The organism is Dellaglioa algida DSM 15638 (assembly GCF_001434695.1).
GTDB classification, from domain to species: domain Bacteria; phylum Bacillota; class Bacilli; order Lactobacillales; family Lactobacillaceae; genus Dellaglioa; species Dellaglioa algida.
In genome coordinates, this window is sequence record NZ_AZDI01000010.1 from 48,034 (window position 1) to 63,265 (window position 15,232).

Here is a 15,232-nt window from a genome sequence, read left to right on the forward strand (position 1 = left end):
TTCTATTTTTATTAGAATGACCTAAACTTATTTAGGTCTCTTTGCGCCGTATTTTGAACGACTTTGTTTACGATCAGCAACACCGGCTGTATCAAGAGCACCACGGATAACATGGTAACGTACCCCAGGTAAATCTTTTACACGGCCACCACGAATAAGAACAACACTATGTTCTTGTAAGTTATGTCCAATACCAGGAATGTATGCTGTAACTTCAAGAAGGTTAGATAAACGAACACGCGCATATTTACGTAAAGCAGAGTTAGGCTTTTTAGGTGTCATTGTTCCGACACGAGTAGCAACCCCACGTTTTTGTGGTGCAGGATTATCTGTTTGAACTTTCTTGTAACTGTTATACCCGAAGTTTAATGCGGGTGCACCAGATTTTGAACCTTTAGAATTACGACCTTTACGAACTAATTGATTAATTGTTGGCATCTAAAGTTTCCTCCTTCCTTATTATAGGTTAATTGTTTTTAAGTCCACACATCCAGGTGGTTCATTTTTTAATAATAAAAAATAACGTCCTAGACGTCTGGCTTATAATGCGCTGCTGTTATACAGAATCTCAACTATGTAGATGAATTAACTGTTCACAAAAAGCACCTTACACAGAATAGCATGGTATTTTATTTTCGTCAATGGTATTTGTATTAAAAAGCGTATTTTTTACATAGGAGGATATAAATTATGTTAATTAGCTACTTATTTTTACTAGGCGCCTGCCTGGGATCATTTATTACCTGTACTGCGACACGCCATGCGTTGAATCAAAGTCAACTCGGTCAAAGATCGATGTGCGACTATTGTGGGGTAAACATCCCTTGGCGAGACCTTATTCCGATTTACGCTTTTCTTAGATTACGTGGACATTGTCGATTCTGCAAGGGGCAATTTCCAGCATATTCATTTATTTTTGAATGCAGTTTGGCTATTATGTTGCCTCTGGCTTTCGCCAAACTTTCCCCGCCACTATTTATACTGGTTACCGCATTTTTATTTTATCTCACTTTTTTATCCGTTATGGATTTTACCAATCGGCTTATTTCTAGTCGTCTAACTATTGGTGGTGGCCTCATATTTATTGTTTGGCACTATTTATTGCTCGGCTTACCAGACTCATTATTAGAAATCTTATTATTTAGCCTGTTTCTATTTGCATTATGCTTTCAACAAAAAATGGGGGTCGGCGATTTCATACTACTGCTTGTCATTCAACTAACATTTGGCATCCATTTTTGTTTGATTGTGACGCTTTTCGCTTGTATAAGTGCACTCATATATTTTCTCTGCACAAACCAAATGAGATATCAGATTTTTGCGTTCGTTCCGCATTTAACGTTAGGCACCTATCTAACTTTTGCATTATCTTTCTATATATAAACAAAAAGGCTGAGCAACTATGCTCGGCCTTTAATTTAGTCTTCGATTGCGTCATTTAAATGACCATAATTGAATAAAACGTTTAATATAACAGCTGACAAACTACCAACAACAAGTCCGTTGCCAAAAATAGTTTGAATCGTTAAAGGTAAGGCTTGTAACAACGCTGGTTGAACAGTTACGCCAAGACCTAAGCTGACTGAGATACCAATAATTAATAAATTGCTATTACTACCTTCGACTTCACGCAACATTTTAATTCCTTGCGCACCAACCATTCCGAACATTACCAACATGGCACCACCTAGAACGGATGCGGGAATGACAGTTGCCGTTGCACCAATTTTTGGAAGCAAACCCAAGGCAATTAAAAAGAATGCTGAAAAGTATACCGGTTTTTTTGTTTTAATTCCTGATAATTGAACGATCCCAACATTTTGTGAAAAAGTTGAATAAGGGAATGTATTGAAAATACCACCCAAAATAGCTGCAAGTCCCTCAGCACGGTACCCTTTTTTCAAATCATCCTTTTTGATAGGACGACCAACGATATCACCTAACGCAAAGAACACACCAGTCGACTCAATCATTGTTGTCAAAGCAGCTAGAATCATCGTCACAATTGATGACCATTCAAATTTTGGAGCAGCGAACATGAAGACATGAGGAAGCTGGAACCAACTTGCCTGACTCACAGGCTCTAATGATACCTCACCCATGAACGAAGCAACCACAACACCTACTAAGATACCAATTAAGATCCCGACTTGTTGGATAAATCCGCGTCCCCAGATGTTCAACCCTAGGATGACGAGGACTGTTACACCGGCAACAATCAGATTAGGAATACTTCCGAATGATTTAGCCGTAATATCCCCGCCACCCATGTTAGTAAAGGCGACCGGAATTAATGTTAACCCAATCAATGTAATCAATGAACCCGTTACAACTGGTGGGAAGAACTTTCTAATATTCGCAAAAAAACCTGCGATTAAGAAGATAAATATCCCGGCGGCAATAATTGATCCGTACATTGTTCCCAGTCCAAAATGTTTCCCTACGGCTGATAATGGTGCCACATACTCAATTGCACACCCAAGTACTACTGGTAAACCAATCCCGGTAAAACGTGTGCGTTTTAATTGCAGCAATGTTGCAATCCCACACATAAAAATATCCATCGAAACTAAATAAGTAATTTGTTTTGTACTAAACCCAAGTGCAGCTCCAACTAACAATGGTACTAAAATATCGCCCGAATACATGGCTAATAAATGCTGCAACCCTAATATTGATGCTTTAAAATTTGATAAGTTAGATTCATCCAAACTACTATCTTCTAATTCCGTGCTATCTTTCATTCAATCCTCCACGTTATCCTGCACACTAATAAGTCAGGTTTTTATGGACTTCGCTCTTAATACGCGCTTAATTTAACTCACATATAGTCCGGAATTTACGGCTCCGGGTAGAGACTAGCATCCATATCATGACATTATATAGGTGGTTGGTATTTTTTTATTGTATGACAATATTAACACAGTCCATTTATTCATTCAATGGTTCACGGATGTTTTTTTACTTGTTACATCTATCGTTCGTTTATAAAGCACAAAAAAAAGAACAACTCTTAAATTAATAAGAATTGTTCTTTTTTTGCTTTAACGTTAGTCGTTCACGCCAGCTTCTTCTTCTTTCATTCGTTTCTCAATGTCTGAGATTGAATAAACATTAGCCGAAATTGAACCTGTTTCTTTTGGTTTGATTTGACGGTAATCTGGCATACCAGTACCGGCAGGAATAATCTTACCAATAATAACATTTTCTTTAAGACCAATTAATGGATCATTCTTACCGCGAATAGCAGCATCCGTAAGAACACGAGTTGTTTCTTGGAATGATGCAGCTGATAAGAAACTGTTTGTTTCAAGAGAAGCTTTAGTGATACCAAGCAAGACAGGACGTGAAGTAGCTGGAATGCCACCCTTAATCAATGTCTTATAGTTATCTTCTTTAAGATCCATGATATCCATCAAAGTACCTGGCAATACGTCTGTGTCACCGGGATCCATAACGCGAACCTTACGTAACATTTGACGAGACATAACCTCCACATGCTTATCAGAGATTTCTACCCCTTGCATACGATATACTTTTTGAACTTCACGAAGAATGTAGTTCTCCGTTGAAAGAACATCACGAACTTGAATTAATTGTTTAGGATCAATTGAACCAACTGTAAGTGCTTCGCCACGATGAATCTTATCGCCTTCGGCAACTTTAAGAACAGCAGTATAAGGTAAGCTATATGTTCGTGTATCAGTTTCACCCTTAACTGTTACTTCTTTAGTACGTTCAGCAGGATTTTCTTCAATCGCTTCAATCACACCAGTTACTTCTGTAATTTCGGCACGACCTTTAGGATTACGTGCTTCGAAGATTTCTTGAACACGAGGTAAACCTTGTGTAATATCATCTCCGGCAACCCCACCAGTATGGAAAGTACGCATTGTTAATTGAGTTCCGGGTTCACCGATTGATTGAGCAGCAACAGTACCAACTGCTTCACCAACTTCAACCTGGTCGCCAGTAGCCATATTACGGCCATAACAATGTTCACAAACCCCATGCTTCGTGTTACATGTAAATGCTGAGCGGATTGTTACTTGTTCGATTCCAGCAGCGATAATTGCTTGCGCTTTGCTTTCTTCGATCATTTCATTTGAAGTGACAATAACATCACCAGTTTTAGGATCTTTAACGGTCTTCATTGCGTAACGACCTAAAATACGGTCATACAATGGTTCGATCATTTCATTTCCTTCTTTGATGGCTGATACATCTAAGCCACGATCAGTGAAACAATCTTTTTCACGAATAATAACATCTTGAGCAACATCAACAAGTCGACGAGTCAAGTATCCAGAATCGGCAGTCTTCAAGGCCGTATCAGTCATCCCTTTACGAGCCCCATGAGTTGAGATAAACATTTCCAACACAGACAAACCTTCACGGAAGTTAGAAATAATAGGTAATTCCATTGTTTTACCATTAGGAGCTGCCATCAAACCACGCATACCAGCTAATTGAGTAAAGTTAGAGATATTACCACGGGCGCCAGAATCACTCATCATTTGGATAGGATTCTGTGTGCCCAATGCTTCCATCAGTTTTTGTTGGATGTCATCTTTTGCTTGTGTCCAGATAGCAATAACGCGTTCATAGCGTTCATCTTCTGTAATCAAACCACGACGGAATTGTTTTGCAACCAAAGCAACTTGTTTATGAGCTTCTTCGATAATTGCAGGTTTTTCCTTCAAGTCAGTTACATCAGAAATACCAACTGTGATACCAGCATGTGTTGATTGATCGTAACCCAAGTTTTTAAGACGATCTAACATCTTAGAAGTTTCAGTTACTTTAAATCGTTTATAAACTTCAGAAATGATATCGCTCAAGAAGCCTTTTTTGAAAGGTAAAATAATTTCTTGCGCTTTAATCATATCGCCAATATTATCGCCAGGTTCAACGAAATATTTATCGGCTGTCTGGTTAATTAAGTTATCATTCTTAGGTTCGTTAATATAAGCAAATTCTTTAGGTAAGATTTCATTAAAGATTGCTTTACCAACAGTTGTGATCATAATGCGTTCTTTTTGCCAATCCGTAAATGGTTTACCTTCAGCAGCAAGTGTTGCTGTTTGTAATCCAATACGAGTATGCAAATGAACGTATCCATTACGGTAAGCCATCACTGCTTCGTTAGCATCTTTAAAGATCATGCCTTCGCCTTCACGACCAGCTTCTTCCATTGTAAGGTAGTAGTTACCTAAAACCATATCTTGAGAAGGTGTTACAACTGGTTTACCATCTTTAGGTGCCAAGATATGATGAGCAGCTAACATAAGCAAACGAGCTTCTGCCTGTGCTTCATCAGATAAAGGTACATGGATAGCCATTTGATCTCCATCAAAATCGGCATTGTAAGCTTCACAAGCCAAAGGATGAAGACGAATTGCTTTACCATCAACTAAAATTGGTTCGAAAGCTTGAATACCAAGACGATGAAGTGTTGGTGCGCGGTTAAGAAGAACTGGATGTTCAACAATAACTTCTTCTAAAACATCCCAGATGTCTTCATCGCGACGATCAAGCTTACGTTTAGCATTTTTAATATTTGATGCCATTTCGCGTTTAACAAGTTCTTTCATCATAAATGGTTTGAATAATTCCAAAGCCATTTCACGAGGAATACCACATTGATTCATCTGTAACGTTGGTCCAACAGCAATAACTGAACGGCCTGAATAATCAACACGTTTTCCAAGTAAATTTTGACGGAAACGTCCTTGTTTACCTTTCAACATATGTGAAAGAGATTTCAATGGTCGGTTACCTGGTCCAGTAACTGGACGGCCACGACGACCATTATCAATCAATGCATCAACAGCTTCTTGTAACATACGTTTTTCATTTTGAACAATAATACCAGGAGCATTCAAATCTAATAAACGTTTTAGTCGGTTATTTCGGTTAATAACCCGTCTGTATAAATCATTTAAATCAGAAGTGGCAAAACGGCCACCTTCTAATTGAACCATTGGACGTAAATCAGGCGGAATGATAGGAACAGCGTCCATAACCATCCATGAAGGTTCATTTTGAGAAAGTAAGAATGCTTCTAAAATATCCAAACGACGAACGGCACGCGTTCTCTTTTGGCCAGTAGCATCTTTCAATTCTTCCTTTAATTCTTCAGATTCACCAGAAAGGTTAACATCGCGTAATAAATGACGAATAGCATCGGCACCCATTCCAGCTTCGAATTCAGTTCCGTATTCTTCACGTTTTTCACGATATTCACGTTCTGTTAGTAACTGTTTCTTTTCAAGAGGTGTGTTACCAGGTTCAGTAACAACATAAGAAGCAAAGTAAATAACTTCTTCCAAAGCACGAGGGCTCATGTCTAAGACAAGACCCATACGACTTGGAATTCCTTTAAAGTACCAGATATGTGTAACTGGTGCAGCTAATTCGATATGACCCATACGTTCGCGACGTACTTTAGAACGTGTAACTTCAACCCCACAACGATCACAGACAATACCTTTATAGCGAATACGTTTGTATTTACCACAGGCACATTCCCAATCTTTTGTTGGTCCGAAAATACGTTCATCGAATAATCCATCTTTTTCAGGTTTCAATGTACGATAATTAATTGTTTCAGGCTTTTTAACTTCACCGTATGACCAGCTTCTAATCTTATCAGAAGATGCTAAGCCAATTTGCATGCTATCAAATTTATTGACATCGATCAAAGGACCGACCTCCCTTTAGTTTTATAGTGTATTGAATTTCTTAAACTGAAATTAGCTTCATCAACACAAATTCAAGTTCAGTAACTAAGCCAAAATTATTCTTTGTTCATTTCAGCAGCCATTTTTTCGGCTTCTTCTTTAGCTTTTTTCTCTTTTTGTTCGTTAGCTAACTTGCTTAACGCATCCACATTAACGATATCATCATCGTCATCATCCATGTCACGTAATTCAATTTCAGCTTTCTTAGCATCAAGTACTTTCATATCTAATCCTAATGACTGTAATTCTTTAACAAGAACACGGAATGATTCAGGAACACCTGGTTTAGGAATTGGTTCACCTTTGACAATTGCTTCGTATGTTTTCACACGACCCACAACATCATCAGATTTGTACGTTAAAATTTCTTGTAACGTATAAGCGGCACCATAAGCTTCAAGTGCCCAAACTTCCATTTCACCAAAACGTTGTCCACCAAATTGTGCTTTACCACCTAAAGGTTGTTGCGTTACTAATGAGTATGGTCCTATTGAACGAGCATGAATTTTATCATCAACCATGTGAGCAAGTTTCATGTAGTACATAACCCCTACAGAGACACGGTTATCAAATGCATCACCAGTACGTCCATCATATAAAATTGTCTTACCATCTTCTGAGATTCCAGCTTCTTTAAAGACATTCCAGATATCTGAATCACGAGCACCATCAAAAACAGGTGTTGCAACGTGGATACCTAATTTACGAGCAGCCATACCTAAATGAAGATCTAATACTTGTCCAATATTCATACGAGAAGGAACACCCATGGGATTCAAGAGAATATCAACCGGTGTACCATCTGGCATATAAGGCATATCTTCAGAAGGCACAACGATTGAAACAACCCCTTTGTTACCATGACGTCCAGCCATCTTATCACCAACACGTAACTTACGTTTTTGTGCGATGTAGATACGAACCATCATGTTAACACCAGGACTTAATTCATCCCCTGCTTCACGAGTAAAGATTTTAACATCTTGAACAATACCGCCACCACCATGAGGAACTTTCAATGAAGTATCGCGTACTTCACGAGCTTTTTCTCCAAAGATAGCATGTAATAAACGTTCTTCAGCAGATAATTCAGTAACCCCTTTAGGCGTTACTTTACCAACTAAGATATCACCATCATTAACTTCAGCACCAATACGAACGATACCAAATTCATCAAGATCTTTTAATGAATCTTCACCAACATTAGGAATTTCACGAGTAATTTCTTCAGGTCCTAATTTCGTATCACGTGCTTCTGATTCAAATTCTTCAATATGAATTGACGTGTAAACATCATCACGAACAAGACGTTCATTGATAATAACAGCATCTTCAAAGTTATAACCATTCCATGTCATGAAGGCAACTAATGGGTTTTGGCCTAAAGCTAATTCCCCATTTTCCATTGAAGGACCATCAGCTAAAATTTCATCAGCATCAACATGGTCATTCACACGAACGATTGGACGTTGGTTGTAGTTTTTACCACCATTTGAACGATGGAATTTCATTAATTTGTATTTATCTAAAGCACCATCTTCACGACGAACACGAATTTCACGCGCATCAACATATTCAACAGTACCTTCGTTTTTGTTAATTAAAGCCACACCAGAATCATGAGCTGCCTTATATTCAATACCTGTACCAACAAGTGGTGAATGAGGATTGATTAAAGGAACAGCTTGACGTTGCATGTTGGCACCCATTAAGGCACGGTTAGAATCATCATTTTCCAAGAAAGGAATACATGCTGTAGCAACAGCCACAACTTGTTTAGGTGAAACATCCATGTAATCGACTTTATCAATACCAATTTCGATATTTTCTGAACGGTTACGAGCCATTACAAGTTCATTCACGAATGAATCATCTTCATTTAATGGTGAGTTAGCCTGTGCAATAACATAGTTATCTTCTTCGTCAGCAGTCAAGTAATCGATTTTTTCAGTTACTTGATGTGATTCCCAGCTCACACGACGATATGGTGTTTCGATAAAACCATAACGGTTAACACGTGCGTAGCTTGATAAACTATTAATCAAACCAATATTAGGTCCTTCAGGCGTTTCAATTGGACACATACGACCGTAATGCGTGTAATGAACATCACGAACTTCATATCCGGCACGATCACGAGTCAAACCACCAGGTCCTAAGGCAGAAAGACGACGTTTATGCGTCAATTCACCAAGTGGATTAGTTTGATCCATGAATTGTGACAATTGAGATGAACCAAAGAATTCTTTAATTGAAGCCACAACAGGACGAATGTTAATCAATTGTTGTGGTGTCACAGTTGTTGTATCTTGAATTGACATACGTTCACGAACGACACGTTCCATTCGTGATAAACCAATTCTAAATTGATTTTGTAGTAATTCACCAACTGAACGAATCCGACGGTTACCTAAATGATCAATATCATCCACGGAACCGATGTTTTCTTTCAAGTTAAAGAAGTAGTTCATTGAAGCAATAATATCAGCAGGTACAATATGTTTATATTGTAAGTCAATATTACCGTTACCAATCATTGGCATTTCACGTTCTGGATCTACTTGAGAGTAAACCTTAACGATTTGAAGAACCATTGGTTCAGTAACAACCCCATCTTCTGATGGATGGTAAGTCACCGTTTTGAAATCTTGACGATCAAGGTATGGTGCTAAAGTTTCCATAACTTGTTTATCAATTACGGTATCTTTTTGTGCAAGCACTTCACCAGTATCTGGATCAGCCAATGTCTCAGCTAATGTTTGATTCAATAAACGTGTTTTCAAGCTTAATTTCTTATTGATTTTGTAACGACCAACTGGAGCTAAGTCGTAACGTTTTGGATCAAAGAAACGAGCCGTCAATAAACTACGTGAGCTGTCAGCCGTTTTAGGTTCGCCGGGACGTAGTCGTTCATAAACATCTTTTAAAGATTCTTCAACACGTGAATCATCTGTATTTTTATGAACATCTTTTTCAAGCGTTAGCATTAAGCTATCGTTGTTTCCCAACATTTCAATAATTTCATCATCAGAACCAAATCCTAAAGCGCGGACCAATTCAGTTAACGGAATTTTACGTGTACGATCAATACGTACATATGAAATGTTTTTAGCATCAGATTCATATTCTAACCATGCACCACGGTTAGGAATAACTGTTGTACCGTATGTTTCACGGCCATTTTTATCTAATGAACCATTATAGTAGACACCTGGTGAACGAACTAATTGAGAAACGATAACTCGTTCGGCACCATTAATAATAAAGGTTCCTTGTTCAGTCATTAATGGAAAATCACCAAAGAAAACATCTTGTGATTTAATTTCGCCAGTTTCATGGTTAGTTAAACGTAATGTTACATGTAGTGGAGCAGAATAATTCGCATCATGTGCGCGTGCTTCATCTACAGTATATTTAGGTTCTAATAATTGGTAATCAACAAATTCTAATGATAAGTTACCAGCAAAATCGTCAATTGGCATGATATCTTCAAACATTTCACGAAGACCTTCATCCAAGAACCATTGGTAAGAATCACTTTGAATTTCGATTAAATTAGGTAAATCTAAAACTTCTTTGATACGTGCGTAACTTCTACGTGTACTGTGTTTACCGTAGTTTACTAAATGTCCAGCCAAATTAGTCACCTCTCAAATTTATTCTGTAAACCTGCCAAAAGCCGATGATTTTATATTACAATTTGGTTACAAATTGCATACTAGACGAAAAAATCGGTTTTTTTGACAAAAGAAAAAACAAAAATAGTTTATTTATTTTTTAAACAATAACCATTTTTGTTTCTCTATAAGGCTTCTTACGGACAATAGATCGTAATCAGCTATAAAAATTCACAGTATTATACATTTAATTATCATATACGTTCTTGAATCAGATGTCAACAGTTCCTGTTCGCTATGTCATTGTCACAAATTCTTCGGCACTTGTTGGATGTATAGCAACTGTATCGTCGAAATCTTTTTTAGTTGCACCCATCTTAATAGCAACTGCAAAACCTTGTAACATCTCGTCCATACCTTCGCCAACACCATGCAAGCCAATAATACGTTCGTTCTCACCGAATGTAATTAATTTCAAATTCTCGGTCTCTTTAACATCACCCAAACTATAACGCATCGGTGTAAATGTTGATCGATATATTTTAAGATTATCTTCACCATATTCCAGTATCGCTTCCGTCTCAGTTAGACCAATGGTTCCGGCAACTGGGTGAGAGAAAACGACTGACGGCACAAGTTGGTAATCCAAATGTTCAGTTGGCTTGTTGTTAAAGACGCGTTCCATCAATCGGCGACTGGCAGCAATCGCAACGGGTGTTAGATCCATTTTACCAATCACATCACCGGTTGCGTAAACGCCAGCAACAGACGTGTTTTGATAGTCATCGACCATAATAGTACCATCATCATTTAACACAACGTCCGTCGCCGAAATATTAATTTTATCAGTCACCGGGTGACGCCCAACAGCCCAGATAACGCGGTCTACAATGATCGTGCCATCATTAGCAACCACTTCAAGTTTACCGTCACTAGTCTTCTTTATCTCAGCTATCTCTGATTTAAAACTAATATCAATTCCTTTTTTTACATACGATTCCGTCACATTCGTTGAAATTAATTCATCAAATTTAGGTAAAAGTGCATCATATTTCGCATACATATGCACTTTTGACCCTAACGCATTTAAAGTACCCGCAAGCTCAGTACCAACATAACCGTTTCCGATAATTGCAACACTGGTAGGTAGCTCGTTTAACTCATTAAAAAACTGATTTGATTCGATACCATATTCCGCGCCAGAAATATCAGGAATATCTGGTGTACCCCCAACCGCGATTAAAATATGATCTGATTCGTACTGCGAGCCATTAACCTCAACCGTACGATTATCAACAAACTTTGCATAACCCTTAATAACTTGAACATGATTCTTATCAAGATTTCTAAAATAAGAACCGTGCAACCGATCAATATATGCGGAACGATTAGCAACTAATTTTGCAAATTTCAGCTGAGGTTTCTGGACATCGAATCCATAATCAGCAGCTAAATTAAAGTCTTGAGCCATTGATGCCGCTGACCACATAATTTTTTTTGGTACACATCCCACGTTGACACAGGTCCCACCAATTTCATTTCCTTCAATTAATAATACTTTTTTGCCAAAAGATCCGGCACGGTTTGCTGCGGCAATACCGGCAGATCCACCACCGATTGCAATAAAATCAAATTTTTCCATGTGTGACCCTCCTTTTCTACTAGCTTGATTATAGATTGAATTACTAAATTCTCATATTTTAATGCCTAAAAAGGGCGCAACCACATAAATAGTTACACCCTTTAAAATTTATTTCGTTGTTGCTTTAATTTTCTGTTCCTTAACGGTTACTTTAATGACACCCTTTACTGCACCAATCATCACATTATCATTGTCTTTTATCTGACCAGAAAGGAGGATATCACTTAATCGATCTTCAACCTCTGTTTGTAATGCGCGACGAATTGGTCGAGCACCATACTCAGGATCAAAACCAACCTTAGCAATAACATCAATTGCGGCAGATGAAATTTTTACTTTAATGCCTTGTTCCTTCAAACGATCAAGAACTTCCTTAGTCATCAACTTCACAATTTCATGTAGTTCATCTTTAGTTAATGAATGGAAAATAATTGATTCATCAATTCGATTCAAAAATTCAGGACGGAACGATTTTTTCAGAGCCGCACGAATTTTTTCGGACATTGCTTTATATTCATCTTTCTCAGATTCAATACCAAACCCAACAAATTTTTCATCACGAATGGCAGTTGCACCTAAGTTAGATGTCATAATAATAATCGTATTTCTAAAATCAATTCTGCGACCTTTAGAATCTGTTAAGTACCCATCATCTAAGACCTGAAGTAAGATATTAAAAACATCAGGATGTGCTTTTTCAACTTCATCTAAAAGAACCACAGAATAAGGTGTTTGACGAACTTTTTCAGTTAATTGCCCACCCTCGTCATATCCAACATATCCTGGTGGCGAACCAATCAAACGACTCGTACTATATTTTTCCATGTATTCCGACATGTCAACCCGAATCATTGCCTCTTCAGAACCAAACATTGCCTCAGCAAGTGCCTTGGCTAATTCTGTTTTACCAACTCCAGTTGGGCCAAGGAACATAAATGATCCAATTGGTCTCGTTGGATTTTTCAAACCACTTCTAGCACGTCGAATTGCTTTTGAAATTGAGCTAACTGCCTCATTCTGACCAACAACCCGTTTATGCAGGACGTCCTCAAGGTGAAGTAAGCGATCACTTTCACTTTTATTTAGTTGTTGAAGTGGGACTCCCGTCCAATCAGAAACGATACTTGCAACTTCTTCACTATTTACTTTTATATCATAGTGTTCCGTCTCAGATTCAACAGCAGCAACCTTTTCAGCTTCTAAATCTTCAACCTGTTTCTTAACACGCATTTCCTTTGTTCGAATGCCCGCAGCCAACTCAAAATCTTGTTGACTAACCGCATCATCCTTTTGTTGACGTAATTCATCAAGCTGATCTTGTTTTTTACTTAATTTTGATTTAGTACTTGGACGTTCAATACGAACTTGAGCAGCAGCCTCATCCATTAAATCAATGGCCTTATCTGGTAAGAAACGATCAGTAATATATCTATTTCCCAATTCTACAGCCGCTTCAATTGCGTCATCAGTAATTTGAACGTGATGATGCGCCTCGTACTTAGGTCGAAGACCCTTTAAAATATCAACCGTTTGTGCTTCCGTTGGTTCTTTAATCGTTATTGTTGCAAAACGACGTTCCAAAGCGGCATCAGACTCAATATATTTTTGATATTCGTCTAAAGTGGTTGCGCCAATAACTTGGACCTCACCACGAGCCAAAGCTGGTTTCAAGATATTTGATGCATCAATAGCGCCTTCAGCACCACCGGCACCAATTAACGTGTGCAATTCATCAATAAATAAAATAACATCTTTAGTTGTGTAAACTTCCTTCAAAATCTTTTTCAATCGATCTTCAAATTCACCACGATATTTTGTACCCGCAACTAATGAACCCATATCGAGCATCATTAATCGTTTACCAATCATATCTTCGGGAACATTTTCGTCAACTAATCGTTGTGCGAATCCCTCGGCAATCGCCGTTTTACCAACACCAGGTTCACCAATTAATACGGGGTTATTCTTCGTTCGGCGACTTAGGACTTGAGTTAATCTTTTCACTTCAGAATCTCGGCCAATCACGGGATCAATCTGTTTGTCACGTGCCATTTTAGTTAAATCACGAGCTAATTCATCTAATGTGGGCGTACCTTGCTCTGCATTATCTTTATTACCACGATTTTTCTGTCTCATTTGAACTTCACTAACGCCAAGTTGACGGAATATTATCTTACGAACCTGTTTAATATCTGCACTCAGACTGCCCATAATTCTCGATGACAATATCTCATTGTTACTTGTAAGTGCTAGTAGAAGATGTTCCGTACCGACTTTACTTGCATTTAAATTTTTAGCCTCATCATTAGCAATTGATAAAATCATTTTTGCCTTTGGTGAATATGGTAAATAAGTGTCATTTTTGGTTAATCTCAACGAACCATAACCGGTAAATCTTTCAATCTCTTCCATTATATCTTCTGGATCAACATCAAACTGCTTTAACACTTTATCTGCAACACCATTTTGAACTTCAGATAAGGCTAAAAGTAAATGTTCAGTACCGACAGCTTGTTGACGATAATGTTTGGCCGCTTCCTGAGCCCTGATAAGAACTTCCTTTGCGCTCGGAGTAAATAAATTATCCATAATATTACCTCTTTCTACTCTTCATATCGTAAGCGATTAATTAAATTAATTAACATTTTAGCACGTACCGTGTTTTCCAAGTTGGTATCCATCCCAAGAAAAGCATCTTTTTTTATCGTGGCCAAAATTAAATTAGATTCTTTTTTCGTTAACGTTTTTTCATCATATAAGCTTTGTATAATATCGTATCCTTCTTGCTGAGACACATCCGTGCCAATTAAATTTTCTAGTGTTTGAATAAATTCTTGATCCGCAAAAAGGTTTACTTTTTCAATTTTTATATACCCACCGCCACCACGTTTACTCTCAACCACGTATCCATTTTGGATAGTGAAGCGAGTATTTATTACGTAATTTATCTGCGATGGTACACAATTAAATAATTCAGCAACTTCAGAGCGTTTAATAACGATTGCTTTTTCATCCAACAGAATTTTTTTGAAGTACTTTTCAATCACATCAGAAATATTCTGACCCTGCATATTCATCACCTCAAATAGTTTGACTAATGTTGACTTTAATTATACGAAATATATATCAAAATTGAAAGTCATTTGTCTTGAGACAAAAAAAGAACCTAAACGTAATGTTTAGGTTCTTTTTTAATTAATCGGGAAAACAGGATTCGAACCTGCGACCCC

8 protein-coding genes and 1 riboswitch are annotated in these 15,232 nt (G+C 37.7%); of the genes, 1 reads left to right on the forward strand and 7 read right to left on the reverse strand.

All coding sequences use genetic code 11. The features are described from left to right. Window positions 1–27 precede the first annotated feature (27 nt). A complete protein-coding gene (gene rpsL, locus FC66_RS06860; protein WP_057974646.1) occupies window positions 28–438 on the reverse strand; it encodes a 30S ribosomal protein S12 in 411 nt (136 codons plus the stop codon). 252 nt (window positions 439–690) lie between these two features. Here rpsL and FC66_RS08200 point away from each other — a divergent pair, with 252 nt between their 5' ends. Further along, window positions 691–1,383, forward strand: a complete 693-nt coding sequence (locus FC66_RS08200) for a prepilin peptidase (protein WP_057974647.1) — start codon at window positions 691–693, stop codon at window positions 1,381–1,383. Between the two features lie 35 nt (window positions 1,384–1,418). Here the strand turns inward: FC66_RS08200 and FC66_RS06870 are convergent, their stop codons facing one another. From FC66_RS06870 to FC66_RS06895, 6 genes are all read right to left on the reverse strand, one after another. Next, window positions 1,419–2,744 carry a nucleobase:cation symporter-2 family protein gene (locus FC66_RS06870; protein WP_057974648.1) on the reverse strand — a complete coding sequence of 442 codons (1,326 nt, stop codon included), beginning with the start codon at window positions 2,742–2,744 and terminating at the stop codon, window positions 1,419–1,421. Between the two features lie 64 nt (window positions 2,745–2,808). Then, window positions 2,809–2,906, reverse strand: a riboswitch (purine riboswitch). A 144-nt stretch (window positions 2,907–3,050) separates the two neighbouring features. Further along, window positions 3,051–6,704: a DNA-directed RNA polymerase subunit beta' gene (gene rpoC / locus FC66_RS06875; RefSeq protein ID WP_057974649.1), complete on the reverse strand. Its 3,654-nt coding sequence runs from the start codon at window positions 6,702–6,704 to the stop codon at window positions 3,051–3,053. Between the two features lie 95 nt (window positions 6,705–6,799). Continuing rightward, on the reverse strand, window positions 6,800–10,390 hold the full coding sequence (gene rpoB / locus FC66_RS06880) for a DNA-directed RNA polymerase subunit beta (RefSeq protein WP_181647393.1): 3,591 nt from the start codon (window positions 10,388–10,390) through the stop codon (window positions 6,800–6,802). A gap of 265 nt (window positions 10,391–10,655) precedes the next feature. Continuing rightward, window positions 10,656–12,002: a glutathione-disulfide reductase gene (gorA, locus tag FC66_RS06885; RefSeq protein WP_057974651.1), complete on the reverse strand. Its 1,347-nt coding sequence runs from the start codon at window positions 12,000–12,002 to the stop codon at window positions 10,656–10,658. Window positions 12,003–12,110: 108 nt separating this feature from the next. After that, on the reverse strand, window positions 12,111–14,591 hold the full coding sequence (locus tag FC66_RS06890) for an ATP-dependent Clp protease ATP-binding subunit (protein ID WP_057974652.1): 2,481 nt from the start codon (window positions 14,589–14,591) through the stop codon (window positions 12,111–12,113). A gap of 14 nt (window positions 14,592–14,605) precedes the next feature. After that, complete coding sequence (locus FC66_RS06895; RefSeq protein WP_057974653.1) at window positions 14,606–15,073, reverse strand: CtsR family transcriptional regulator; 468 nt, start codon at window positions 15,071–15,073, stop codon at window positions 14,606–14,608. Window positions 15,074–15,232 lie beyond the last annotated feature (159 nt).

Excerpts from the sequence above, each read along its gene's own strand:
- rpsL (WP_057974646.1), bottom strand. The coding sequence starts at position 438 with ATGCCAACAATTAATCAATTAGTTCGTAAAGGTCGTAATTCTAAAGGT.
- gorA (WP_057974651.1), bottom strand. The coding sequence starts at position 12,002 with ATGGAAAAATTTGATTTTATTGCAATCGGTGGTGGATCTGCCGGTATT.
- FC66_RS06890 (WP_057974652.1), bottom strand. The coding sequence starts at position 14,591 with ATGGATAATTTATTTACTCCGAGCGCAAAGGAAGTTCTTATCAGGGCT.
- FC66_RS06895 (WP_057974653.1), bottom strand. The coding sequence starts at position 15,073 with ATGCAGGGTCAGAATATTTCTGATGTGATTGAAAAGTACTTCAAAAAA.
- FC66_RS08200 (WP_057974647.1), top strand. The coding sequence starts at position 691 with ATGTTAATTAGCTACTTATTTTTACTAGGCGCCTGCCTGGGATCATTT.
- FC66_RS06870 (WP_057974648.1), bottom strand. The coding sequence starts at position 2,744 with ATGAAAGATAGCACGGAATTAGAAGATAGTAGTTTGGATGAATCTAAC.